The organism is Neopoerus faecalis, assembly GCF_029218125.1.
Taxonomy (GTDB): Bacteria; Bacillota; Clostridia; order Oscillospirales; family Oscillospiraceae; genus Oscillibacter; species Oscillibacter faecalis_A.
Genome location: NZ_JARFXX010000008.1, coordinates 70,235 through 94,871 on the forward strand (window position 1 = coordinate 70,235; position 24,637 = coordinate 94,871).

Genomic DNA, 24,637 nt, shown 5'->3' on the forward strand with positions numbered 1-24,637 from the left:
CGTGGCGTCAAACCAAAAAATAATTTATGTCTATGAGAGCTTCAAGTCTACAACGCCAAACTTCCTGGGGACTCTCTTCGTGGAGAATGTCCGCGGCCGTGAAAGCTATTCCTTTGAGTATGATGCTGACTGGTTAAAAAGCAGCGCAAACTACATGTATCTCGACCCGGATCTTCAACTGTATGCCGGGCGGCAGTATCCCTCCGGCGCAAAAAATGTGTTCGGCCTTTTCGCTGACTCCTCCCCCGACCGCTGGGGCCGCCTACTGATGACGCGCAGAGAAAGAATACTGGCGGAACAGGAAGGCCGAAAGCCTCGAAAGCTCTTAGACAGCGACTTCCTGTTGGGCGTCTACGACGAGACGCGGATGGGAGCGATCCGCTTCAAGCTGGACAAAGACGGTCCGTTCCTTTCGGATGATTCAGAAACCCCGACGCCTCCCTGGACCAGCCTGCGAACGCTGGAGGAAGCCTCCCGCCAATTCGAAAACGATGAGTCCGGTCTCGAGCAGAAATGGATCAATCAACTCATCAAGCCCGGTTCCTCTCTGGGCGGCGCTCGTCCGAAGGCCACCGTTCTGGATACAAAGGGAAATCTATGGATCGCCAAGTTCCCGTCCAAGCACGACGATGTTAATGTGGGTGCATGGGAAAAGGTCACCCATGACCTTGCGAGACTTTGCGGCTTGGATGTTCCCAAGTCCATGCTGATCGACTTCTCCAAGTACGGAAGCACCTTCCTTGTACGCAGGTTTGACCGGAATGGCGCTGCGCGGATTCATTTTGCGTCCGCCATGACAATGCTTGGAAAAACAGATGGGGCTTCGGCGGCGGACGGGTCCAGTTATCTTGAACTGGTATCCTTTATCAAGGCCAACGGCGCTGCTCCCAAGAGGGATTTGACAGAGCTATGGAAGCGGATCGTATTTAATATGGCAGTTTCCAATACAGATGACCACATGAGAAACCACGGCTTTATCCTCAAGTCGGATGGCTGGCACCTCTCACCCTTGTATGATGTAAACCCTGTCCCGGAGGGTGACGAGCTGTCTCTCTGCGTAAATGAGGACGATGCGACGATCTCCCTTGACCTTGCGCTGGAGATCGCACCGTATTGTGGGGTCAGCACCAAGGACGCAGCAGCTATGGCAGCGGATATCCTGAACACTGTCCGAGAAAACTGGAATCGTCTGGCAGCGGAATGCGGATTAAGCCGGAGCGCACAGGAATATATGCGACCGGCCTTCTCGCTGGCGCTTGAATAGCACAGCCTGATTCACCATCGGATCTCCCTTCGAGCAAGGGGGATCTTTTTGTCGGTAGGTCATAATCACTAAGTTGCATATAATCGTATGCAAAACGACCGGGATGTTGAAGACGTTGTGCATTCCGAACTGATTTACAACTGAAGAGAACCCGGAGTACAGGCCAAAAACGGCAGTCTGTACTCCGGGTCCTATTTATTCGGAAGTGGTGCGGTATCGGTCGAACAAGCAACGGATTAGTTTGCGCAAATCCGTTAGGAGCTAAATAATCAACCAGCCGAAGAGAAGAATATCGCCAAAAAAGTGCAGCGGATTATTTTGAGAAAAGACAGCGCAGGAATGTGAAGCCAGTGAATTAAAGCATTGAAGGTTACAGCCGGATATGATAAACTGTGCTTACCTGCAACTTTTGTTCCGGAGATGCAGGCATACCTGGAAACCGAAACGGATAAAACGGTAAATTTGCATCGGTTTATATTTCAAAACCGGTTGAGATGAAGGTACAGGAAAAGACGATCATAGGTATAAGATCCGGCGGGAAAGGTACCGAACCTAACAAAAGGCGGGAAATCAGATATGAAAGAAACGAAAAGGATAGTTAGGGATAGAAGGAAAATGAAAGGAAAAAGAGTGATTGCAGGCATTCTGCTTGCTGGAATTTTAGCAGTCACCCTGGCAGGGTGCAAAAACACAGATAACACGAAAGAAGAACCAGAAAAGCCTGTTATCACCCTTGGCAGCGATAACTATCCACCATACAATTATCTGAATGAGGATGGTGTACCGACGGGAATCGATGTAGAACTGGCTACGGAAGCATTCAAAAGAATGGGATATCAGTTGGAGGTTGTCCAGATCAACTGGGAGAAGAAAGAAGAACTGGTAGAGAGCGGAGAGATTGACTGCATCATGGGATGTTTTTCCATGGAAGGGCGCCTTGATGATTACCGCTGGGCGGGACCATATATAGCAAGCCGTCAGGTGGTCGCTGTAAATGAGAACAGTGATATCTATAAACTGAGTGACCTGGAGGAACAAAACCTGGCTGTCCAGTCCACAACCAAACCGGAAGGCATCTTTCTGAACAGGACGGATGAGAGAATCCCAAAGCTGGGGAATCTGATCAGCCTGGGACACAGGGAGCTGATCTATACATTTCTGGGAAAAGGCTATGTAGATGCAGTTGCAGCACACGAGGAATCTGTTGTCCAGTATATGAAGGATTATGATGCAAGCTTCCGTATTCTGGAAGAGCCGCTGATGATCACCGGAATCGGTGTTGCTTTCGCAAAAGATGATGACAGAGGAATCTGCGAGCAGATGAATCAGACACTGGAAGAAATGCGTCAGGATGGCACATCCCTGAAAATTATTGGGAAATATCTGGATGATCCGGAAAAGTATCTGGAGGTGGATGATCTTGGATATTAAGAGAAAGAAAAAAGAAAAACGAGTCCAGCTGCTCGGCGGTCTGATTGGAATCTGTGTGGCAGTAATCGCTCTGTTTTATTTTTTCCACGCAGAAAAAGCAGAAGCAGAGGAAAGAATGGTGGAGATTGTAAATTATGTTAAAGTGCAGTGTTCCACCTGCACCTATTATAATGAATCTTCGGAATCAAAAAGCCTCCTCCGTGCCATTGAAAGTGCCAGACAGATGAGTACAAATATTCACATGGAAACAGAAAACGGCGGTCATCTGAGTCGTGAGTTTCTGAAAGAAAACCTGCAGACTCTCTGGGTGGATGGTATCATTGTACTGGATGCAGAAGGAAAGACCGACTGTGAATACAGCACGGACGAGTCTCTGGCCAATGAGATTACGGAGTATCTGCAAAAAGACATTATTATGGATTTTGCCGGATATGAAGAAAGATCTTATTCAGAACGGTTTACCAGGGAAGACGGGTCACATATCGACATTGCAGCCTGTGCCAGAAAAGATGCACCGGGTATCGTTGCAATCTATTATTATGCATCTCCTGAATTTGCCAGAAATTATACGCTGACGATACAAGGCCTTTTAAATGGCTATAGTACTCAGAAGGATGGAACGATTATTGTTGCAGACGAGGGAATCGTTGTTGCCAGCAATGATGAGAGCCTGCTGGGGCAGAATACGGCTGACAACGAAGTTGTTCAGGCAATGAAGAGGCATACAGACAGTCAGCACATTTATCATTTGAAGAATGAAGGAACCGGATGCTACGGAATCATGCTGAGGCAGAGGGATTATTATATTTATGCGTATCTTCCGGATACGGAAGTGTTCCATAACCTTCCACTCAATGTGATAAGCGTTATTTTTCTTTATTTCCTGATGTTCAGTATATTTTGGTTCTGGACATACAGAACCAATCTGGCACACCGGAAACAGGAACTGGAAAAAGATGAAAAATATAAAACAGAACTTCTGATAGCTGCAAAAAAAGCAGAAGCAGCCAATCGGGCGAAGACGGAATTTCTCCAGCGCATGAGCCATGATATCCGGACTCCGATCAATGGAATCTGCGGTATGCTCAATGTGGCAGACCATTATGCAGACGATATGGAGAAACAGACGGAATGCAGGATAAAGGTTAAAGAGGCCTCCAATCTGTTGCTGGAATTGGTAAATGATGTCCTGGATATGAGCAAGCTGGAGTCTGATGAAATCGTTCTGGAAGAGAGCCCGTTTAATCTGAGTAAAATCGCTAAAGAAGCGCTTGTTGTGATCGAACAGATTGCGGCAGAACAGAATATCCGGATCGTGTGGGAGAAGAAAGAAATCATACACCGGGATCTGATTGGAAGCTCAGAGTATGTGAAACGCGTGATGATGAATATCCTGTCGAATGCGGTGAAATATAACAGAGCAAACGGATCTATTTACATCAGCTGCACGGAGATTCCATCCGAACAGCCGGGAATGACGACGATGGAATTTATTTGCCGGGATACAGGAATCGGAATGACTGAGGAGTTCCAGAAACATATTTTTGAACCATTTGCACAGGAACATGAAGGAAGCCGTACAAAATTTGCCGGAACAGGACTGGGAATGGCTATTTCAAGGAAACTGGTCGAGAAAATGGGTGGGACCATTACCTTTGAAAGCGAAAAAGGCGTAGGGACGACATTTGTGATCCGGGTTCCGTTCAAAATAGATCTGGATGCGGATAAACGGGAAGAACAGAAGGATGTATCAGAAAAATCCATAAAGGGACTTCATATTCTTCTGGCAGAAGATAATGAACTGAATATGGAAATCGCAGAATTTATGCTTCAGAGTGCAGGGGCTGAGGTGACAAAAGCATGGAATGGTCAGGAAACTGTTGAGCTATTCAGAAATAGTGAACCTGGTGAATTTGACGTCATTCTTATGGACATTATGATGCCAGTCACGAATGGTTATGAAGCCACGAAGATGATCCGTTCTCTGGACAGAGAGGATGCAAAGACAATACCGATCATTGCAATGACAGCAAATGCGTTCACGGAGGACAGACTGAGAGCGAAAGAAGCAGGAATGGATGATCATGTTGCTAAGCCTGTTGATGTGAACTTACTGATAAAAGTAATTCGTAAATCAGTGGAAGATAATTGAAAGGGCATGTCCTATAAGCGGTGAAATATAGACAGGAGGGCGGAAATATGACAATGCGGGAATGCTATGAAGCGATCGGAGGAAACTATGAAGATGTCTTAGGACGCCTTCGCAGCGAAGCTCTGATCCGGAAATTTACATTAAAGTTTCTGGAAGATCAGAGTTATCCACAGTTAAAACAGGCCTTGAACGATAAGAATTATGAAGATGCTTTCCGCAGTGCACACACACTGAAAGGGGTGTGTCAGAATCTTTCCTTTGACCGTCTGTGTGAGGTTAGTCATGAATTGACAGAACTTTTGAGGGATAGAACCGGAGAGCAGCCGGGGATACCGGAAGCAATGGAAAAAGTAACAGAAGTATATGAGATGACGATGGAAGAAATAAAGAAGATGTCACATTAAGCAATGCGGCATGACTTGCTGTCTTTGACCAGGTGTTTGGAGCATCAGAAAACCTACACGGATGAAGGGGAATAAAAAGATATGGAGAAAAACAAAAAATCCTGATGGTAGATGATGCAGAATTCAACAGGAATATGTTGAAGGAGATTCTCGGAGAAACTTACCATTATCTGGAAGCTGAAAATGGAAATCAGGCGATCCAGATGATAGAGATAATTCAGGGATCGATCTGATGCTTTTGGACATCAATATGCCACAGATGAATGGCTTTGAAGTCTTGGAAATAATGAAAAAAGGCCAAAGAAGAATGGATACGTCGGAATCATTGGATATTTTGATGTTGTAAAGCAGAAAAATACAGAGGGAACTCAGAGGGGGAGTCCTGATGAAAAAGAGAAAATGGAACAGAGCTTTGTCGATGGTTCTGGCGATGGTGACAGTTATATCACTTTTGTCAGGCTGCGGCGAGAAGAGCGCGGAAAAAGAAGACGCAGAAACGATCACGGTGTATTTATGGACCACAAGCCTGTATGAAAAATATGCGCCATACATCCAGGAACAGCTTCCGGATATCAATATTGAATTTGTTGTGGGCAATAATGATCTGGATTTCTACAGGTTCCTTCAGGAAAATGGCGGATTGCCGGATATTATAACCTGCTGCCGTTTTTCCCTGCATGATGCAAGGCCCCTGAAAGACAGTCTGATGGACCTTTCCACAACCAATGCGGCAGGCGCCGTCTATGATACATACCTCAGCAGCTTTATGAATGAGGACGGAAGCGTAAACTGGCTTCCGGTGTGTGCGGATGCCCATGGTTTTGTGGTGAATAAAGACCTTTTTGAGCAATATGCTATCCCGCTGCCCACAGATTACGAGAGCTTTGTCTCTGCCTGCCAGACATTTGACAAAGAGGGGATCCGTGGGTTTACGGCAGACTATTATTATGATTATACCTGCATGGAAACCCTGCAGGGTCTGTCTGCCGCAGAGCTGTCTTCCGTAGAGGGACGCAAGTGGCGTACCACCTACAGTGACCCGGGTAATACAGAGCAAGAAGGCCTGGACAGTGAAGTCTGGCCGCAGGCGTTTGAACGTATGGAGCAGTTCATTCAGGATACGGGGCTTAGTCAGGATGATCTGGATATGAATTATGATGATATCGTTGAGATGTTTCAAAGCGGCAGGCTTGCCATGTACTTTGGCACCTCTGCCGGTGTAACAATGTTTCAGGCTCAGGGTATCAACACAACGTTTCTTCCCTTCTTTCAGGAGAACGGTGAAAAGTGGATCATGACTACGCCATATTTCCAGGTGGCTTTAAACCGCGATCTGACACAGGATGAGACACGCCGCAAGAAAGCGATGAAGGTGCTGAACACAATGCTTTCAGAGGATGCGCAGAAGCGGATCATTAGCGATGGCCAGGATCTGTTGAGCTACAGTCAGGATGTGGAGTTCCATTTTACGGAATATATGGAAGATGTGAAGCCTGTGGTCGAAGGAAATCATATGTATATCCGCATTGCGTCCAATGACTTTTTCTCTGTCTCCAAAGATGTGGTTTCTAAGATGATCGCGGGAGAATACAATGCAGCGCAGGCCTATCGGTCGTTTAATGCTCAGCTTCTTGCGGAGGGATCCACTGCTGAGAACGTAGTATTGGATTCACAGAAGTCTTATTCCAACCGTTTCCACAGCAGCGGAGGAAATGCGGCATATTCTGTTATGGCAAACACTCTGCGCGGCCTCTATGGGACGGATGTACTGCTCGCAACCGGAAACAGCTTTACAGGAAACGTGCTGAAAGCCGGTTATACAGAAAAAATGGCAGGGGACATGATCATGCCAAATGGTCTTTCGGCTTACAGCAGTAAGATGAGCGGTGCTGAACTGAAAGAGACAGTTAAAAACTTTGTAGAAGGCTATGAGGGAGGCTTTGTTCCCTTTAACCGCGGCTCTCTGCCGGTGGTCAGCGGTATTTCTGTGGAAATTAAGGAGACAGAGGACGGTTACTCATTGAGCAGCGTTACAAAGGACGGAAAACAAATTCGGGACGAGGATACGTTCACGGTAACCTGTCTTGCGCTGCCAAAACACATGGAGGCTTATCCGGCGGATGGGAATATTGTGTTTGATGGAGGAGACACCACTGTGAAAAACACCTGGACAGGGTATATTTCAGACGGGGATGCCATTCTTGCAGAGCCTGAAGCTTACATGGCTCTGAGGTGAGAAGAATGGACATTAAGAATCATGATACAGATGGAAAGAAGCCTGTCAGAAGAAAGCAAGTAAAGGCAGCTATCCTTATAGCTGTTTTGGTTGGAATCGTTTTGATGGTTTTCCAATATTTTAGATTTGTGTCGAAAACTATTTATGAGGAAAGCGTTTCCCATCTGACGGAAGTTTTTCATCAGTCCGGTAACCTGATGAGAGAGCTGGCAGATAAGAACCTGACATATCTTCATCTGTGGGGAGAGAGTCTGCAGAATATTTCCAACGAAGACGAAATTTGTGACTATATAAAGAAAGCACAGGAAGATGCAGGCTTTTTAGAGTTCTTTTTTCTGTCAGCCGACGGGGACTACAAGATGGTGACAGGGGAAACGGGGTACCTTGGATTGCAGGGAAATATTGAAGAGGAGATCCGGCAGGGGAATGATGTGATAGCGAATGCGGCAGTTCCGGGGAAATCTCAGCTGCTTGTTTTTGCTACGCCCAGGGCCCATGGAATTTATCAGGGATTTGAATATGATGCCATTGCCATTGCGTATGAAAACTCTGATGTCGTAGCCCTGCTGGATATTTCTGCGTTCAATGGAAATACCCAGAGTTTTATTATTTATCCGGATGGCCGTGTTGTGGTCGATCATTCTTCTGAGACATGGGGGAAGGTGTATAATTTCTTCAGTGTTCTGCGAGAGAATTCCGATCTGTCTGAAAAAGAGCTCAACGAGCTTTCAGAGAAGTTTAAAGCAGGATATACCGATGCGATGATGGTCAACCTGGACGGAAGAAACTATTATCTGGTCTATGAAAAAGCGGACATTCAGGATTGGGTATTTCTGGGACTTGTACAGGAGGATATTGTCAATGCCAGTATGAACGGTCTGCTGCGCAGTACGATGCTTCTTGTTGGTGCGGTCGTGTTCTGTATTGCTGCCTTTTTTATTGGCCTTATTATTCAAAAAAGCAGGGCAAGTCTTAGAAGAAAGGATACGGAGATCCTGTATCGGGATGAGCTGTTTCAAAAGCTTTCAATGAACGTGGATGACGTCTTCCTGATGCTGGATGAAAAAACATATCAGGCAAATTACATCAGCCCAAATGTGGAAAAGCTGCTGGGTATTACGGTAGAACAGATTCGTAAAGACATTTATATTCTGGAAAAACTGCATCCGGAGGAACAGGAAGAGCCGGAGAAAAATTATCTGGATGGGATCCAGACCTCGGAACAGCGGGAATGGGATTTTGAATGTGTTCATCAGCAAACAGGAGAACGGCGCTGGTTTCATATTGTGGCAATGGGCAGCGAGGTGGACCGGAAAAAGAAATATATTCTGGTTATGTCGGACCGTACCTCTGACAGGAAAATGAATCAGGCCCTTTCTGAGGCAGTGCGTGCAGCGGAGACAGCAAACAGGGCAAAGAGTACGTTCCTTTCCAATATGTCTCACGATATCCGCACACCAATGAATGCGATCATCGGCTTTACTACACTGGCTGTCAATAATATTGATGATAAGAAAAGAGTGCGGGATTATCTGAGCAAGATCCTTTTCTCCAGCAACCATCTGCTCTCACTGATCAACGATATCCTGGATATGAGCCGGATTGAGAGCGGAAAGATCCATCTGGAAGAAACAGAGGTCAGTCTGTCGGGTGTACTTCATGACCTGAAGACGATTATCAGCGGGCAGATCCATGCAAAGCAGCTGGAACTCTATATAGATGCTATGGATGTGACGAATGAGGACGTCTATTGTGACAAGACGCGTCTGAATCAGGTGTTGTTGAATCTTTTGTCCAATGCAGTCAAGTTTACACCTGCAGGAGGTACCGTTTCTGTTCGGCTGAAACAGTTCCCGGGGACAACAAAAGGCAGTGGACTGTACGAGATCCGGGTAAAGGACAACGGAATCGGCATGAGTCAGGAATTTGTACAGAAGATCTTTTCTCCTTTTGAGAGGGAGCGGACTTCCACAGTCAGCAGAACCCAGGGAACAGGGCTTGGCATGGCCATTACCAAGAATATTGTGGATTTGATGGGCGGAAGCATTGAGGTCCAGACAGAACAGGGCAAAGGGACTGAATTTATTGTTCGTCTGCCATTTCGGATTCAGCCTGGACACCACCGCATAGAGAAGATCACAGAGCTGGAGGGTCTGAAGGCGTTGGTTGTAGATGATGACTTCAATACCTGTGACAGTGTGACAAAAATGCTTGTGAGAGTTGGGATGCGCTCGGAATGGACCCTTTCCGGCAAGGAGGCTGTTCTCCGCGCACGTCAGTCGGTGGAACTGGGAGACGCGTTCCATGCTTATATCATCGACTGGCGTCTGCCGGACATGAATGGTATCGAGGTTACCCGGCAGATCCGCAGCCTCGGTGATGATACGCCGATCATTATCCTGACGGCATATGACTGGTCAGATATCGAAGTGGAAGCCAGAGCGGCCGGAGTGACTGCGTTCTGTGCAAAACCAATGTTCATGTCAGATATCAGAGATACCTTGATGACTGCTATCGGCCAGAAACAGGCAGAGGCAGAGGCTGCAATCCTTCCGGCAGCAGGTTTGGATTTCAAGGGCAGATGTATCCTGCTTGTGGAAGACAATGAACTGAACAGTGAAATTGCAGTGGAGATCCTCAATGAATATGGTTTCCTGGTTGACACTGCCAAAAACGGAGCAGAGGCAGTGGAGAAAGTTAAGAATTCAAAGCCGGGAAATTATGATCTGGTGCTGATGGATGTGCAGATGCCTGTAATGAATGGATATGAGGCCACTAAACAGATCCGTGCTCTGGCGGATCCGGGCCTGGCTGGAATCACCATTCTTGCCATGACTGCCAATGCTTTTGATGAGGATAGAAAGAAAGCTCTGGAATGCGGTATGGATGGATTCTTATCCAAGCCAATCGTTATTGAGGAACTGGTTGGCATCTTGCAGAAGAACCTGGATTAAGGGCGAATGCATATCGGCAAGGTAGTCTGCATACAATGTTCCGATTGTCCATCACCATGGGCAATCGATAGCGAAAAAATATGGCTGAAACAGCCAAAAGCCGCTTCAGCTCTCGATTTTTCCTATTTTCAGCATATATCTAAATTGGTCACACATGGCAGAAAGTCCTGATTTCGTGAGAAATCAGGACTTTTCCTGCATTTTTGCGCCTGATAACTTGCTCGCTGTTTTTTCTGACCCAACCGCTGACCCAAGGTCCCAAACGGGAGAGGGCTGGAAAGCACCGGACAGGGCCAGACAGGATTTTTCCTGTCCGGCCCTGTATTCTTTTGCCGTATTTACCGCATCTGCTGGCTGATGACCCCGCCGATGGCATCCGCGGCGTCCTGCTTCATCTGGGCCGTGGCGTGGGTGTAGGTGTTCAGCGTGAAGCCCGCCGAGTAGTGACCCAGCATACTGCTGACCGTTTTCACGTCCACGCCGTTTTGGAGCGCCATGGTTGCGAAGGTGTGGCGGAAGTCGTGGAAACGGATGCGGGGCAGCCCCGCGCGTTTCAGAACTCTTTGCAGCATATGCAGTACGCTGTCCGGGGACATGGGCCCTCCTGTTGGTGGCGGAAATACCCACTCGCTGTTTCCGACTTTGCACTTTTGCATTTTCAGAACGCTGATCGCGTCTGCCGACAATGGCAGTGTGCGGTAGGCGTTTTTCGTTTTCAGCGGGGCCTCGACTACTTTGCCGTTCTGCCGTGAAATTGCCCGCTGGATTTTCAGCACACCACGGTCGAGGTCAACGTCTGTCCACTTTAGACCCAGCAGTTCGCCCCGCCGAAGTCCGGTGGCAAGGTCGAGGTAGTAGAGTTCGTACACGCCGCTGTCCCTGGCCTCTTGGAAGAAGGCGCTGAGCTGGTCGGCGGTCAGGGTTTTCATCTCCTTGTGCTCCCCCTTTGGTAACGCACAGCCCTGTGCCGGATTTTTCGTGACGAGGCGCTGCTCCATGGCAAGATTGTACGCCGAGCCGATCATCTGATGGATGTTCCGCACCGTTTTTGGTGCCAGACCTTTCGGCTTCTTTTTCGCTTCGATGCGGTCAACTCTGCCGCCGTCCAGCAGGTGCTTGTAGAACCGCTGCAAGTCCAGAGAGGTCAGGTCTGCCAGCGGGATGCCGCCGATCTGCGGCTTGATGTGGTTTTTCAGAAAGCCTTGCGAGGTTTTGAAGGTGGACGGTCTGAGTTTTACTCTGGCGTAGTTCTCCATCCATACCTCCAGCCAGCTACCCACGGTGTAGTTCTTGGCCCGCCCGTAGTCGATACCCACATTTTCCTCGATGGCTTTCTTCAGTTTTTCCTTGACTTCCGCTTGCGTCTTGCCGAGGACATTTTTGATGATGGATTTTCCTGTTTCTGGATCGTGACCGACCGTGTACCGCCCCTCCCATCGGCCGTCCTTCCTCTTACGGATGTTCCCTTCCCCGTTTGCTCGTCTTTTCGGCATAAAATCAGCCTCCTTTGCCAACGAACAATACCGTAACCAGCAGAGGAAAGCTACTGAAAAGAGGAATCGTTATCAGAAAGTTATCATCTGCTTTGCATCGCTCTTTTCTTTGTTTGGTACAAAATAAGCATAGCACCCGAAGCGTATATGAAGCCTCGGATGCTATGCTTATTTTTGTTATAATGGGAGGGCAATGGATGGACGGCTTCTTTGGTGAGCCAAGCGCTCGGGCTGTAAACAGTCCTCCGCCCTCTTATTATAAAGATTCGATTGAGCAGGTTGCTCCGGCTATGCCGCGTGCGCGTCACGAACCAATTTGAATCGTAATAAGCCGGTGCGGAAGCATTGCAATATTTTATCAGGAAAGAAGGAATGCCCATGCTCAGTATCGGGATCGATGTGTCCAAAGGAAAAAGTACCGTGTGCGGAATGAAGCCGGGAGGAGAAATCGTGTACACTCCGTTTGAAGTTCAGCACACGAGGGAAGGGATGTCGGAGCTGGTATCACTGCTGCGCGGCAGCGGTGAAGAGGTTCGTGTCGTTTTGGAAAGCACCGGCAGCTACCATTGCCCGGTGGTGGCCGCATGGTTGGAGAACGGAATATTCATCTCCGTCGTCAACTCGCTGCGGATGAAAAGATTTTGCTCGCAAAGTATCCGCAAGGTGAAGACCGATCGAAGCGACGCTATGCAGATTGCTTTGTACGGCCTGGCCTATTGGCAGGAGCTTCAACCGACCAGACTGCCGGAGGATACATATCGGGAGCTTCAGCCTTATCAAGGCAAAGGTCGATTTTAACGCCCTCTGTGACCAGGTTTTGCCCGGTATGCAGGAGCTCATGAACGACCATGCCGGACGGCACAAGCTTTCGGACTTTGTCCTGCGGTATCATCACACCGCTCACATCCTCAAAATGGGAGAAACGCGCTTTCGGAAGGATGATTGCAAATGGGCGGAAAAAAAGGGATACCGCAATCGCGAACGTATGGCAGTGCTCATCTTTGCCACAGCTCAAAACGGTATCCCTGTGCTTCCCAATGCACCATCCACACAGATCGTCATTACGGAAGCGATACGAGTCCTCCACACAGTGGAGGCGTCCCATGACGCTATTTTAACACAGATGCAAGCGCTCGCCAAGACCCTGCCGGAATATTCTCTTGTGCGTGAAATGCCCTGCATCGGGGACACGCTGGCTCCGCGCCTGATCGCGGAGATCGGAGATGTCCGACGCTTCCACAGCAAGCGGGCACTCATCGCATACGCCGGCATTGATGCGCCGCCGTACCAGTCCGGCAAATTCCGCGCGAATAACCGGCATATCTCCAAGCGGGGAAATCGCTATCTGCGTAAGACCGGGTATGAAGTCATGCAGAGCTATGTGATGCACAAACCAGCAAACGATCCGATCTTTACATTCATTGAGAAAAACGCGGTGAAGGGAAAATCGGTAGACTTGCTATGGTGGCAGGTCTGAATAAGTTCCTCCGAGTCTATTATGGCAAGGTCACAGAGTTCTACCGCAGCTTGCCGGCAAGAATAAGCTGAGATCTCCAATACTTTATTTGAGGCGGCCAAGCAATCCGTTTTGCCGCCTCTGCTTTGCTATGCTCTTTTTCCGCCGATAACTTTTCTTTTAATTGGGTCTTGACTCTTTAGCAGGTTGGAACTGGCAGGGCCGGACGGAAACAATGGAAAATCTGCCGAGCGAACGGCGGTAAAAAGCACAAATCAGAGCCGAAATGACTCCGATTTGTGCTTGAGACTGCCTCATAACCCGGAGGTCGCAGGTTCGAGTCCTGTCTCCGCAACCATAAAAGTACCGCATTTCTTTTGGAATGCGGTACTTCAGCGTGTCGAAAAAGTCTTTTCTCCCCGCTGAACAAGTTTTCAGAACTTCATAAAAGTTCTGAAAACTAAGGATTTCAATGGCGCAGGACACCCTTCTTGGGTTTCCCGCGCACACCCTTCCTTACCGTTGTGGAGGATTTACCACTTTATCGACAGTCTCAAGTACCGCATTCCTTTTGGAATGCGGTACTTTTCTTAATTTCTTAACCTTTAAACGTTTTTAACTTCAGCCCTGCTCCGAAGCATTCAACATTCGTTCAACGCACTCCAAAATCCGCCACACACATTTACCCTAAAGCAGCATTTTTTCGGGCCGCGGTCAGGAAATCTGCTTTGATTGCATCCTGAAAAGCTTTGTTCCTCAATGCTCACATCTTGCTCTGCTCACATAGATTTGATTTTTGCGCCGCAGGCTTATACCTGCGGCGGTCTATTTTAGCAAGGCGAAAAAGCAGCGCCGCACTTCCTCGGAAGCGCGGCGCTGCTTTTATTTTTCAATTTGCCGAAGCCCACTTTGCCAAAAAACTGCGGCCCGCTGTCAAGACAGCTCCGCCTGACCGGTATAGAGCTGGTAATAGCGGCCATGCTGGGCAATCAGCTCGTCATGGCTGCCCCGCTCCATGATACGTCCCTGCTCCAGCACCATGATAGCCTGAGAATTGCGGACGGTGGAGAGCCGGTGGGCGATGACGAACACCGTGCGCCCCGCCATCAGGCGGTCCATGCCCTTTTCAATGAGCTTTTCCGTCCGGGTGTCGATGGAGCTGGTGGCCTCATCCAAAATCAGCACCGGGGGATTGGCACAGGCGGCACGGGCGATATTCAAAAGCTGCCGTTCGCCTTGACTGAGGCTCTCGCCCTCGCCGGTGAGCTCGGTCTCGTAGCCGTGGGGCAGATGGCGAATGAAGGTATCCGCCCCCGCCAGACGGGCCGCGGCCTCCACCTCCTCATCCGTAGCCTCCAAGCGGCCATAGCGGATATTGTCCGCCACCGTGCCGGTAAAGAGGTGGGTGTCCTGCAGCACCGCGCCCAGGGACCGCCGCAAGGAATCCTTTTGAATGTCCCGGGCATCGATACCGTCATAGGTGATGGTGCCGGACTGAATTTCATAGAAGCGGTTGATGAGGCTGGTAATGGTGGTCTTGCCCGCGCCGGTGGAGCCTACGAAGGCGATTTTCTGGCCCGGCTTTGCGAACAGGGAAATATCGTGAAGGATGATCTTGCGGTCATCGTAGCCGAACACCACATGGTCAAACCGCACATCGCCCCGGAGGGGGACCAGCGTACCGTCCGGCTTTTTCCAAGCCCACGCGCCAGTATCGAAGGAGGCCTCGGTCAGCGTTCCGTCCCGGCTCTCCGTCACCCGTACCAGCGTTACGGTGCCGTTGTCGATTTCCGGGGTCTCCTCCAAAATCTCAAAGACGCGCTCCGCGCCGGCCACAGCGGAGAGGATGGTATTCACCTGCTGGGAGATCTGCGTGATAGGCTGGCTCACCTGCTTTGTGTAATTCAAAAACGCCGCAAGACCGCCTAAATCACCGCTGCGGATGGCCAGCAGGCCGCCAATGCAGCAGGTGAGCGCATAGTTAATGTGACCGAGGTTCCCCATGGCGGGCATCATGGCACCGGCGTATGCCTGCGCCCGGGTAGCCGCATCCCGGTACGTTTCATTCAGCCCATTGAAGCCCGCCTTAGCGGCGTCCTCATGGTTGAAAACCTTAATGACCTTCTGGCCCTCGATCATCTCCTCGATATAGCCGTTGACATCGCCGATAGCCTTCTGCTGGGCGGCGAAGTACCGGCGGCTGCGGCTGCCGATGGTTTTGACCACCAGCAGCATCACCGCCAGCATCAAAAACGTTACAGCAGTGAGGATGGGGCTGAGGACGATCATCATTGCCACGGTGCCAAGGAACGTCAGCGAGCAGGAAATGAGGCTTGCAAAGCTGTTATTCAGCGCCTCGGACACTGTTTCAATATCGTTGGTATACCGACTCATCAGCTCGCCGTGGGTGTGGGTATCGAAAAACTTCAGGGGGAGGCGCTGCATTTTGTCAAACAGGTCCGCCCGGAGCTTTGCCACGGTATTCTGCGCCACATGGACCATGATGCGGGCGTAGCCATAGGAGCACAGGGCGCCCACAGCGTACACGCCGCCCATGACTGCCAGCATTTTCGCAAGCCCCGAAAAATCGCCGGGGAGAATATAATCGTTGATGAGGGGCTTAATGAGGTACGAGCCCGCCACGGAGCAGGCGGAGCTGATGAACAGCAGCACCACCACGATCATCAGCAGCGGCTTATACCGCCCCAGATAGCCCATGAGCTTTTTCAGCGTACCCCGCAGGTCCTTGGGCTTGCGGAAGCCGCCCCGAGGGCCGCTGCCGGGACCGCCGGGTCCCCGTCTTGTCTGTCTTTCAGCCACCGATGCTCACTCCTTCCTGTTGGGATTCATAGACCTCGCGGTAAATATCGCAGGCCTTCATCAATTCCTCATGGGTACCCTGTGCCACCACGGCGCCGTCGTTCATCACTAAAATCAGATCTGCGTCCATGACAGAGGTCACCCGCTGGGCAATGATGAGCTTCGTGGTACCCGGTAGGTCCTGCCGGAACGCCTGCCGGATCTTCGCATCCGTGGCAGTATCCACGGCACTGGTGGAATCATCTAAGATCAGCACCTTCGGTCTTTTCAAAATAGCACGGGCAATGCACAGCCGCTGCTTCTGTCCGCCGGAGACGTTGACACCCCCCTGTCCCAGATCGGTGTCCAGACCGTCGGGCATTCGCTCCAGAAACTCATCGGCGCAGGCGGCGCGGCACGCTGCCCACAGCTCCTCCTCCGTGGCGTTGGGAGCGCCCCAAAGCAGATTTTCCCGGATGGTACCGGAAAACAAGGTATTCTTTTGCAGTACCACGCTGACGGACTCCCGCAAATGCTCCATGGTGTAGTCCGCTACCGGACGTCCGCCTACGGAGACGGTGCCCTCCTGCGCCTCATACAGCCGCGGAATCAGGCTCACAAGGCTGGTCTTGCCGCTGCCGGTGCCGCCTAAGATGCCTACGGTTGCCCCGCTGGGAATGTGCAGACTGACGTCCCGCAGCACCCACTCCGGGCTTTCCGCATTGTACTTGAAGGAAACGTGGTCAAAGTCGATACTGCCGTTTTCCACAACGGCGTCCGCCTTGGCGGTGTCATTGGTGATGGCGGGCTTTTCATCCAGCACCTCCGCGATACGCTTGGCGCAGGCAATGGAGCGGGTCATCATCATGAACATCATGGAAACCATCATCAAGGACATCAAAATCTGGGTAATATAGGTAAAGAAGGCGGTGAGGTCACCCACCGGCAGTGTCCCGGCGTAGACCATTTTGCCGCCGAACCACATGACGGCGATGATGGTGCTGTAAACAATGAGCATCATCACCGGCATATTGATGACCACCATGCCGAAGGCCCGCATGGAGCTATTTTTCAGGCCGTTGTTCTTCTCGGCAAACTTTTCCTCCTCATGGGCCTCCCGGACGAAGGACTTCACCACCCGGATGCCGGTGAGATTTTCCTGCACCACTAAGTTCAATGCATCCGTTCGCTCCTGAAGCGCCCGGAACAGCGGTCCCGCCTTGGTCAAGATCAGGGCGATGAACACCAGCAGCAGCGGAATGGCTGCTAAAAACACGTTGCTCAGCTGGCGGCTCAGCCGGATGGACAGCACCAGCGCTGCCACCAGCATCACCGGGGCCCGCACCAACAGGCGCATTCCCATCATGAGGGTCATCTGCATATTGTTCACATCGTTGGTGAGCCGGGTCACAAGGGATGCGGTGGAGAATTTTTCGATGTTAGAAAAGGCGAAGTCCTGAATGTGCTCATACTCCGCCCGCCGCAGCTCCGCGCCGAAACCCTGTCCTGCGATGGAGGAAAATGCGGCGCTGCCGAGGCCGAAGCACAGCGAGACCAGCGCCATCCCCGCCATCAGCGCACCCTTTCGCAGAATATAATTCTGGTCGGCTGTTTCGATGCCGATGTTCACGATGTCCGCCATTACCAGCGGAATCAGCAGCTCAAAAATCGCCTCGGCGGCGCTGCACGCAACGCCCAGTACGATCCACTTGGAATAGGGCCTTGCGTATGGTCCAAGTTTTTTCAGCATGAGATACGATCCTCCTCTAAGTTTTGGATAATGCGGTTCAAAAGCCCCCGCAGCACTGCGGTCTCCTCCTCGCTGAGACCGTGGAGCGTCAGCGCCGCTCCTTCTTGAAAGGCGTTCTGTAGGCGCACGCGCAGTTCCCGGCCCTTTTCCGTCAGGCACACCCGCTTTTGCCGCAGGTCCTCCGGGTCCGCCCTGCGGCAGATCAGCTTCTTTTCCTCCAGACGGTCAAGAATACCGTTGGCCGTCGGCGGCTTGACCCGCAGATGCTCTACAACGTCCCGCTGGGGCGTCGGTCCCGACTGCTCTCCCAGATACAGCAGCACATGGGTCTGCGCCGGGGTCACATCGTACCGGGCCAGACGGACATCCATCCGCTCCCGGGCCAGATGGGCCGCATGGCCCAGCAGCGGCCCGATGGGCGCGTTTTCCCACGAGAGGTATTGGCAGTCCTTTTCCATGTCAGTCCCTCCATTCGTTAGTCCGCTAATTATTAGCGTGCTAAATATTAACATGATTTCCAGCGAATGTCAATCACCAAATCTCATGATATTTTTGAACGTTTTATGAACGAAAGCTGCGGTTCATCCCTGACTTGTGAACAATTTATGAAGGTTTTCTTTCACCTGTTGACTTTTGGATATTCCACTCGTATGATGAACTCACGAAGCAAGTTTAACCAATATCTATTTTCCCTCTCTTTTCTCTATCTTACACGGAAAGGCGAACGGCATCAGCCGTTCGCCTTTCTGCTTTTTCCCGCTGCGCGGGATTTTATTTTGTTCCCCGCCGCTTTCGGCGGGCGGAGGCGGTGCCGATGCCCAGCTCCATGCGGTACTTTGCCACCGTGCGGCGGGCCACGGAAATGCCCTCCCCGGTCAGCAGAGCGCAAAGGGCCTGATCGCTGAGGGGATGGGCCGGGTCCTCGTCCTTCAGCCGCAGCAGCAGGCGCTGCTTCACCGCCTGCCGGGACATACCCCGCTGCCCAACGGCGCGGTTAAAGAAATAGCGCAGAGGATACGTCCCCTGCCGGCATTGCAGGTACTTATCCCGCACGGCCCGGGAGACGGTAGAGGGGTGCAGTGACAGAGCCTCTGCCAGCGTGGTGAGCTTCATGGGGATCAGCTCCGTAGTCTTTCCCTCGAAAAAAGCCCGCTGGGTCTCCAAAATTGCCTCCGCGCAGCGGCGCAGCGTGCTGCCCCGGCGCTCCATGCTCTCCAGCAGCCATTTTGTCTGCCGCAGCTTTTCCCTTAAATAGGTCCGGGCCTCCGCGTCATCGCCGTTGCGGGCCATATTTTCATAATAGGGGTTCACGGAGATTTTCGGCAGATAGTATTCGTTCAGCACCACCCGCAATTCTCCGTCCAGTTCCACCACGAATACGTCCGGCCGCACGTAGACTGTCGGCTCCGTCGGCTCAAAGGCCCGGCCGGGATGGGGGGCCAGCGCGGCAATGGCCTTCTCCGCCGCCTGAATTTCCGCCATATCAGCCCCCAGTGCCTTTGCGATAGGGCCGTAGTGGCCCCGACCCAGCTCTGTCAGGAACCGGGCAGCGATGTCCATGGCATAGGGAACGGGCTGCTTCTGGCGGCTGAGCTGAAGCACCAGGCACTCCGATAGGTCCCGGGCGCCTACACCGGCAGGCTCCAGCGATTGCAGCGTATCCAGCGCCTGCTCCACCATATCTGCCGGTATCTTCAGCTCCGTCAGACCGTCCAGATCCTCCTGCGCCAGATAACCGTCCTCATCCACCAGCTCCGCCATATATTTGCACAGGGCCAGCATGGGCTTTGGCAGCCGCTTACGCTCCAACTGGTCGCAGAGGAACGCGCTGAGGCTCTCCAGCGCCCGGTCCACGGCTCCCGGCTCCGGCGGCCCATCCTCCTCATGGGCAAAGGAGCTGCCGAACGTCCCGGCGTCCAGCCAGCTTGCCCGCTGCCGCAGGCTCTCATAGGCGGAGCGGAGGTCGGCGGAATCGGACAGCTCCAGCGTTGGATTTTCCTCCGACAGCCGCCCCAGATAGTCCAGAAGCTCCTGCGAGTTCATCTGCAGGACCTCCATGGACTGCAAAAGCTGGGGCGTCAGCTTCAGCTCCTGCCGTAATTCTGTTTTTAAGGACAGCAGGCTCATGATGCACTCCTTTCAGCCGTTGGTTTTCCGATTTTACGGCATTTTCACGTATTTTGCGATTTTGCGGGCCGCGGTGGCCTGTGAGATTCCCAGCTCCTTAGCCACAGCCACGGTGGTGCCGCAGCGGCGGTAGGAGTCCCGAATGATCTGCCCCTCAAAGGCGTCCATCCGCTCCGCCAGCGTGCCGGTGGGAGCCGGGAGGGGCGTATCACCGCCGGTGAACTCCACCGGAAGGGCCGTAACATCCAGAATGGGGTCCTGTGCGGTGATGACCAGCCGCTCCATCAGGTTTTCCAACTGACGGACATTGCCCGGCCACGGGTATTGCTCCAAAAACGCCACGAACCGGGGACTGAGGGCCAACTGCTTGCCGTACTCCCCGCAAAAACGCTCCAAAAACTGATGAGCCAGCGGCAGAATGTCCTCCGGCCGCTGCCGCAGGGGCGGGATGTGAATGCGGATGACATTCAGCCGGTAAAAGAGGTCGGAGCGGAACAGGCCCCGCTGCACCTCCTCCTCCAAATTGCGGTTCGTGGCTACCAGCAGCCGGAAATCCAGCTCAATGCGCCGGGTGCCGGACAGCCGCTCAATGGTCTTTTCCTGAATGAGCTGCAGGAGCTTGGACTGGATATGGTGCGGCAGCTCGCCGATCTCGTCCAAAAACAGCGTGCCGTGGTTAGCCAGCTCGATCTTGCCGATCTTGCCGCCGGAGGCCGCGCCGGTGAACGCGCCCTTTTCGTAGCCGAACAGCTCGGATTCGATGAGGTTTTCATGGAGCACGGCGCAGTTGACCTCGATAAAGGGGCCGTTGGCCCGGCTGCTCATATTGTGGATGGCCTTGGCGATGGCGCTCTTACCCACGCCGGTCTCGCCGGTGATGAGAATGTTGGCCTTTGTGTTGGCCGTGTTTTGAATTAGTGTCCACAGCCGCTGCATGGCGGCGCTTTTCACCACGATGGAGGTGGAGGTAGCCCGAATACGCAGCTCCGCGATCTCCTGCGTGTACTGCTGCAAGGAATTTTGCAGATTGCGGTAATTCTGCTGGATAACGTTGATCTGCTCCATGGACACCGTGTTGAAGCACACGGCGTATTTCAGCGCCCCCGCCTTGTCAAACAGCGGGATGCCCACAGTCATCACGTTTTTGTGAACACGGTTGATGGTCTGGGTTGTGGTGATCTTCTTTTTCTGCCGCAGCACCTCCGCTGTAATACAGGGATTAAACGTGCCGTCCTGCTCCAGGTCAAAGGCGGATTTTCCCACAATGGAGCCATGGGCGAAGCCGAAGTTCTTTTCATAATTCTCGCTGACCCAGAGAATGACGCCCTCCGCGTCGGAGAGCATCATGTCATCCGCAAGGACCAGATTGTTTTCCGGGTTTAAAATATCAAACAGGCCGTTGAGATTGATGTCATCCTCAAACAGTTGGGGCAATTCCGGGGAATTGGTCATGAAGCCTACCTCCTGAAGTCGATATCTATTCATTTGTGATTATAGCATATTCATTTTTGAATAAAAAGGCCCTTTTCAAAAATTCAAAGGTGAATTTTGTCAAAAAATTACGGCTGTCTTTTTGTAGTTCTGCCAAAAGGATAGGATTTCCATGGGTTCACTTGTCTATTCAAAAATGAATACCGCGTCGATTTTTGTGGCAAGTAAAGGAAATGCGAGCGAAATCCCGAAGGTCCCTCCCGTCAGCTCTCACAAATTACATGGAATTTTTCGCTCCATTTTGTTCAAAACAGCTTGTTAAAGTTGGCATATAATTTGCTATATATTTCAGCGTATGACCATGCGGGAGCGTCGGGCTGCCCCAGTCCGGCATCTCCGGATATTATAAGGAGGAATTTTCCATGTATCAGACGATTCGTTACGAAAAGCAGGACAACATTGGGATTCTGACCATCAACCGCCCCGAGGCGCTGAATGCGCTGAACTCCGCTGTTGTCAGCGATTTGGAGCAGGCCATCTCCGAGGTGGAGAAGGACGCCGAGCTGGGCGCGCTCATCATCACCGGCGAGGGCCGTTCCTTCGTGGCCGGCGCCGACATCGGTGAGCAGTATGTTATGGATGTGGCCGCAGGCCGCAAGTGGGGCCAGCGCGGCAGCGCTCTGTTCCGCCGCATCGAGAAGCTGGAAATTCCCACCATCGCCGCTGTCAACGGCTTCGCTCTGGGCGGCGGCTGTGAGCTGGCTATGAGCTGTGACATCATTCTTGCCGCCGGTCCTAATGCCGAGGGCAAGGGCGGCGCCAAGTTCGGCCAGCCCGAGGTTGGCCTCGGCATCACCCCCGGCTTCTCCGGCACCCAGCGTCTCCCCCGCCGCGTGGGCATCGCCAAGGCCAAGGAGCTCATTTTCTCCGGCAAGATGATCGACGCACAGCAGGCTAAGGAAATCGGTCTGGTCAACGCCGTGTACGCCCCCGAGGAGCTGCTGAACGGCGCTGTTGCCATGGCAAAGTCCTTCACCGCCAACGCTCCCATCGCCGTGAAGTATGCCAAGGCCTGCATTGACCGCGGTATGCAGATGGACATTGATGATGGCATCGCTCTGGAAAACGAGCTGTTCGCCATGTGCTTCGCCACTGCCGACCAAAAGGAAGGCATGAGCGCATTTCTGGAAAAGCGCAAGGAAAAGCACTTCCAGAATAAGTAAGCGCCTGTGCGCAGCGGCAGCTTTTCAAATATCCGGAAAAGAGGCTTCGGGCTATTAAAAAGGTACGTATTATCACCGCCGGGGAAGCAGCCCTGATGGTCAAGGACGGAGATACCGTTTCCACCGGCGGCTTCGTGAGCTGCGCCTGCCCCGAGGCGCTGACAAAGGCGCTGGAAAAGCGCTTTCTTGAAACGGGCCATCCCCGGGACCTGACGCTGTTTTTTGCAGCCGGTCAGGGGCTTCGGAACGGCACCGGCGGCGACCGCTTCGGCCACGAGGGGATGTGCCGGCGCGTGGTGGGCGGCCACTGGGGCCGCACCGCCAAGCTGGGTGAGCTGGCGCTGGCTAACAAGCTGGAGGCTTATAATCTGCCTCAGGGTGTCATCACCCACATGTACCGGGACATCGCCGCCCACAGCATCGGCACCATCACCCATGTGGGCCTGAACACGTTTGTGGACCCCCGGCTCGGAGGCGGCAAGCTGAACGCCCGCACCCATGAGGACCTTGTCAAGCTGGTGAACATTGACGGGCAGGAGCGCCTGCTCTATAAGCCCATTCCCATCAATGTATGCCTCGTCCGTGCCTCCTATGCTGATGAATACGGCAACTGCACCGTCCACCGCGAGATCGGTTCTCTGGACATTACCGCCCAGTGTCAGGCCGCCAAGAACTCCGGCGGCATCGTCATCGTGCAGGTGGAAAAGGTTGTGCAGGGCGGCACACTGGACCCCCGGCTGGTGAAGATTCCCGGCATCTACGTGGACGCCGTTGTGGTGGGCGCTCCCGAGGACAACAGCCAATGCCTCGGTATGCCCTATGACGGAGCTTTGGCCGGGGAGTTCCGTATTCCAACGGACTATATCCCCCCGCTCCCCATGGACGTCAAAAAGGTCATTGCCCGCCGGGCCGCCATGGAGCTGCCCCGGGACGCCATCGTGAACCTCGGCACCGGCGCACCCGAAAAAATCGCGGGTGTCTGCGCCGAGGAGGGCATCACCGACCGAATGACCCTGACCGTTGAATCCGGCCACATCGCCGGTATTCCCTGCGGCGACGCTCAGTTCGGCGGTGCGGCCAATTCCATGGCCATTCTGGATCAGAATGTCCAGTTTGACTTCTATCAGGGCGGCGGTCTGGACGCGGCGTTCCTCGGTCTTGCCGAGACCGCGCCCAACGGCGATGTGAACGTTTCCAAATTCGGCACCCGCCTTGCCGGAGCCGGCGGCTTTATCGACATCACCCAAAACGCCAAAAAGGTTGTTTACTGCGGCACGTTCACCGTTATGGGGCTTGAAACCCAGTGCCGGGATGGGCGGCTGGTCATTGAGCAAGAAGGCACAAGAAAAAAGTTCGTCCGGCAGGTGGAGCAGGTCACCTTCTCCGGTGACTACGCCAACCGGGTCCACCAGCCCGTTCTGTACATCACCGAGCGCGCCGTGTTCGAGCTGCGGCCCGCGGGCGTAACGCTCATTGAGGTTGCTCCCGGCATTGATCTCCAGACGCAAATTCTTGATCAGATGGAGTTCATGCCCAAAATCAGCGATGACCTCAAGCTCATGGACGAGCGCATCTTCCGCGAGGAATGCATGGGCCTTGCGGATACGTAAGCATATTTTTTCAAGCATTTCCGGGCGTCCCACCGCGCCTCGGTACGGCGGGACGCTCTGATTCTGCCCGCAGAGCGGGCATGGCCTGTCCCACAGGCACATTTTTCCGGTTTCCGGGCCGACTTGCCCCATCCGAAACAGCTCCGGAGCTACCATTTCATTCAACCCCAAAATTTTCAGGAGGATAAGAAAATATGGCACTGATGACACCTCAGGAGTATATTGACTCCCTGCGGAAGCTGAACACCCGCGTTTATATGTTCGGCGAGAAGATCGACAACTGGGTGGATCACCCCATGATCCGTCC

General features: G+C 52.5%; 16 protein-coding genes. 10 read left to right on the forward strand and 6 right to left on the reverse strand.

Annotated features, from left to right (window positions below; genetic code table 11):
• Position 1: 1 nt before the first annotated feature.
• The 6 genes from PY311_RS10075 to PY311_RS10105 all read left to right on the forward strand — a co-directional run bounded on the left by PY311_RS10075 (position 2) and on the right by PY311_RS10105 (position 10,441).
• A complete protein-coding gene (locus PY311_RS10075) occupies positions 2–1,264 on the forward strand; it encodes a type II toxin-antitoxin system HipA family toxin (RefSeq protein ID WP_286148549.1) in 1,263 nt (420 codons plus the stop codon).
• A gap of 615 nt (positions 1,265–1,879) precedes the next feature.
• The gene (locus PY311_RS10080) at positions 1,880–2,695 is read left to right on the forward strand and encodes a substrate-binding periplasmic protein (RefSeq protein ID WP_286148564.1); all 816 of its coding nucleotides are present in this window, start codon (positions 1,880–1,882) and stop codon (positions 2,693–2,695) included.
• On the forward strand, positions 2,679–4,847 hold the full coding sequence (locus tag PY311_RS10085) for an ATP-binding protein (protein ID WP_286148550.1): 2,169 nt from the start codon (positions 2,679–2,681) through the stop codon (positions 4,845–4,847). The genes PY311_RS10080 and PY311_RS10085 overlap by 17 nt, the downstream gene beginning before the upstream one ends.
• A gap of 47 nt (positions 4,848–4,894) precedes the next feature.
• Complete coding sequence (locus PY311_RS10090; RefSeq protein WP_286148551.1) at positions 4,895–5,251, forward strand: Hpt domain-containing protein; 357 nt, start codon at positions 4,895–4,897, stop codon at positions 5,249–5,251.
• A gap of 385 nt (positions 5,252–5,636) precedes the next feature.
• On the forward strand, positions 5,637–7,487 hold the full coding sequence (locus PY311_RS10100; RefSeq protein ID WP_286148552.1) for an extracellular solute-binding protein: 1,851 nt from the start codon (positions 5,637–5,639) through the stop codon (positions 7,485–7,487).
• A gap of 5 nt (positions 7,488–7,492) precedes the next feature.
• Positions 7,493–10,441, forward strand: a complete 2,949-nt coding sequence (locus PY311_RS10105; protein ID WP_286148553.1) for a hybrid sensor histidine kinase/response regulator — start codon at positions 7,493–7,495, stop codon at positions 10,439–10,441.
• A 338-nt stretch (positions 10,442–10,779) separates the two neighbouring features.
• On the opposite strand, the gene PY311_RS10110 is transcribed toward PY311_RS10105, so the two are convergent.
• On the reverse strand, positions 10,780–11,934 hold the full coding sequence (locus PY311_RS10110; RefSeq protein WP_286148554.1) for a tyrosine-type recombinase/integrase: 1,155 nt from the start codon (positions 11,932–11,934) through the stop codon (positions 10,780–10,782).
• Between the two features lie 378 nt (positions 11,935–12,312).
• Here PY311_RS10110 and PY311_RS10115 point away from each other — a divergent pair, with 378 nt between their 5' ends.
• Together PY311_RS10115 and PY311_RS10120 are read left to right on the forward strand one after the other, a co-directional pair.
• Entirely contained in the window at positions 12,313–12,732 is a 420-nt protein-coding gene (locus PY311_RS10115) for an IS110 family transposase (RefSeq protein WP_286148555.1), read from the forward strand.
• A gap of 40 nt (positions 12,733–12,772) precedes the next feature.
• A complete protein-coding gene (locus PY311_RS10120; RefSeq protein ID WP_286148556.1) occupies positions 12,773–13,411 on the forward strand; it encodes a transposase in 639 nt (212 codons plus the stop codon).
• 912 nt (positions 13,412–14,323) lie between these two features.
• Here PY311_RS10120 and PY311_RS10125 read toward each other — a convergent pair.
• From PY311_RS10125 to PY311_RS10145, 5 genes are all read right to left on the reverse strand, one after another.
• On the reverse strand, positions 14,324–16,108 hold the full coding sequence (locus PY311_RS10125) for an ABC transporter ATP-binding protein (RefSeq protein ID WP_286148565.1): 1,785 nt from the start codon (positions 16,106–16,108) through the stop codon (positions 14,324–14,326).
• 94 nt (positions 16,109–16,202) lie between these two features.
• Positions 16,203–17,939 carry an ABC transporter ATP-binding protein gene (locus PY311_RS10130; RefSeq protein WP_286148557.1) on the reverse strand — a complete coding sequence of 579 codons (1,737 nt, stop codon included), beginning with the start codon at positions 17,937–17,939 and terminating at the stop codon, positions 16,203–16,205.
• On the reverse strand, positions 17,933–18,397 hold the full coding sequence (locus PY311_RS10135) for a MarR family winged helix-turn-helix transcriptional regulator (protein WP_286148559.1): 465 nt from the start codon (positions 18,395–18,397) through the stop codon (positions 17,933–17,935). The genes PY311_RS10130 and PY311_RS10135 overlap by 7 nt, the downstream gene beginning before the upstream one ends.
• A 313-nt stretch (positions 18,398–18,710) precedes the next feature.
• The gene (rpoN, locus tag PY311_RS10140) at positions 18,711–20,066 is read right to left on the reverse strand and encodes an RNA polymerase factor sigma-54 (protein WP_286148560.1); all 1,356 of its coding nucleotides are present in this window, start codon (positions 20,064–20,066) and stop codon (positions 18,711–18,713) included.
• Positions 20,067–20,099: 33 nt separating this feature from the next.
• On the reverse strand, positions 20,100–21,518 hold the full coding sequence (locus PY311_RS10145; RefSeq protein WP_286148561.1) for a sigma-54 interaction domain-containing protein: 1,419 nt from the start codon (positions 21,516–21,518) through the stop codon (positions 20,100–20,102).
• A gap of 401 nt (positions 21,519–21,919) precedes the next feature.
• Here PY311_RS10145 and PY311_RS10150 point away from each other — a divergent pair, with 401 nt between their 5' ends.
• Together PY311_RS10150 and PY311_RS10155 are read left to right on the forward strand one after the other, a co-directional pair.
• Positions 21,920–22,720 (forward strand): enoyl-CoA hydratase-related protein, encoded by an 801-nt coding sequence (locus PY311_RS10150; protein ID WP_286148563.1) that lies wholly within the window; start codon positions 21,920–21,922, stop codon positions 22,718–22,720.
• A gap of 53 nt (positions 22,721–22,773) precedes the next feature.
• Positions 22,774–24,330, forward strand: a complete 1,557-nt coding sequence (locus PY311_RS10155; RefSeq protein ID WP_286148566.1) for an acyl CoA:acetate/3-ketoacid CoA transferase — start codon at positions 22,774–22,776, stop codon at positions 24,328–24,330.
• Positions 24,331–24,637 lie beyond the last annotated feature (307 nt).

Bases quoted from the DNA above. Each gene is read 5' to 3' on its own strand.
- PY311_RS10080 (WP_286148564.1), top strand. From the start codon at position 1,880: ATGAAAGGAAAAAGAGTGATTGCAGGCATTCTGCTTGCTGGAATTTTA.
- PY311_RS10085 (WP_286148550.1), top strand. From the start codon at position 2,679: ATGATCTTGGATATTAAGAGAAAGAAAAAAGAAAAACGAGTCCAGCTG.
- PY311_RS10090 (WP_286148551.1), top strand. From the start codon at position 4,895: ATGACAATGCGGGAATGCTATGAAGCGATCGGAGGAAACTATGAAGAT.
- PY311_RS10100 (WP_286148552.1), top strand. From the start codon at position 5,637: ATGAAAAAGAGAAAATGGAACAGAGCTTTGTCGATGGTTCTGGCGATG.
- PY311_RS10105 (WP_286148553.1), top strand. From the start codon at position 7,493: ATGGACATTAAGAATCATGATACAGATGGAAAGAAGCCTGTCAGAAGA.
- PY311_RS10110 (WP_286148554.1), bottom strand. From the start codon at position 11,934: ATGCCGAAAAGACGAGCAAACGGGGAAGGGAACATCCGTAAGAGGAAG.
- PY311_RS10115 (WP_286148555.1), top strand. From the start codon at position 12,313: ATGCTCAGTATCGGGATCGATGTGTCCAAAGGAAAAAGTACCGTGTGC.
- PY311_RS10120 (WP_286148556.1), top strand. From the start codon at position 12,773: ATGAACGACCATGCCGGACGGCACAAGCTTTCGGACTTTGTCCTGCGG.
- PY311_RS10125 (WP_286148565.1), bottom strand. From the start codon at position 16,108: ATGGGCTATCTGGGGCGGTATAAGCCGCTGCTGATGATCGTGGTGGTG.
- PY311_RS10130 (WP_286148557.1), bottom strand. From the start codon at position 17,939: ATGCTGAAAAAACTTGGACCATACGCAAGGCCCTATTCCAAGTGGATC.
- PY311_RS10135 (WP_286148559.1), bottom strand. From the start codon at position 18,397: ATGGAAAAGGACTGCCAATACCTCTCGTGGGAAAACGCGCCCATCGGG.
- rpoN (WP_286148560.1), bottom strand. From the start codon at position 20,066: ATGAGCCTGCTGTCCTTAAAAACAGAATTACGGCAGGAGCTGAAGCTG.
- PY311_RS10145 (WP_286148561.1), bottom strand. From the start codon at position 21,518: ATGACCAATTCCCCGGAATTGCCCCAACTGTTTGAGGATGACATCAAT.
- PY311_RS10150 (WP_286148563.1), top strand. From the start codon at position 21,920: ATGTATCAGACGATTCGTTACGAAAAGCAGGACAACATTGGGATTCTG.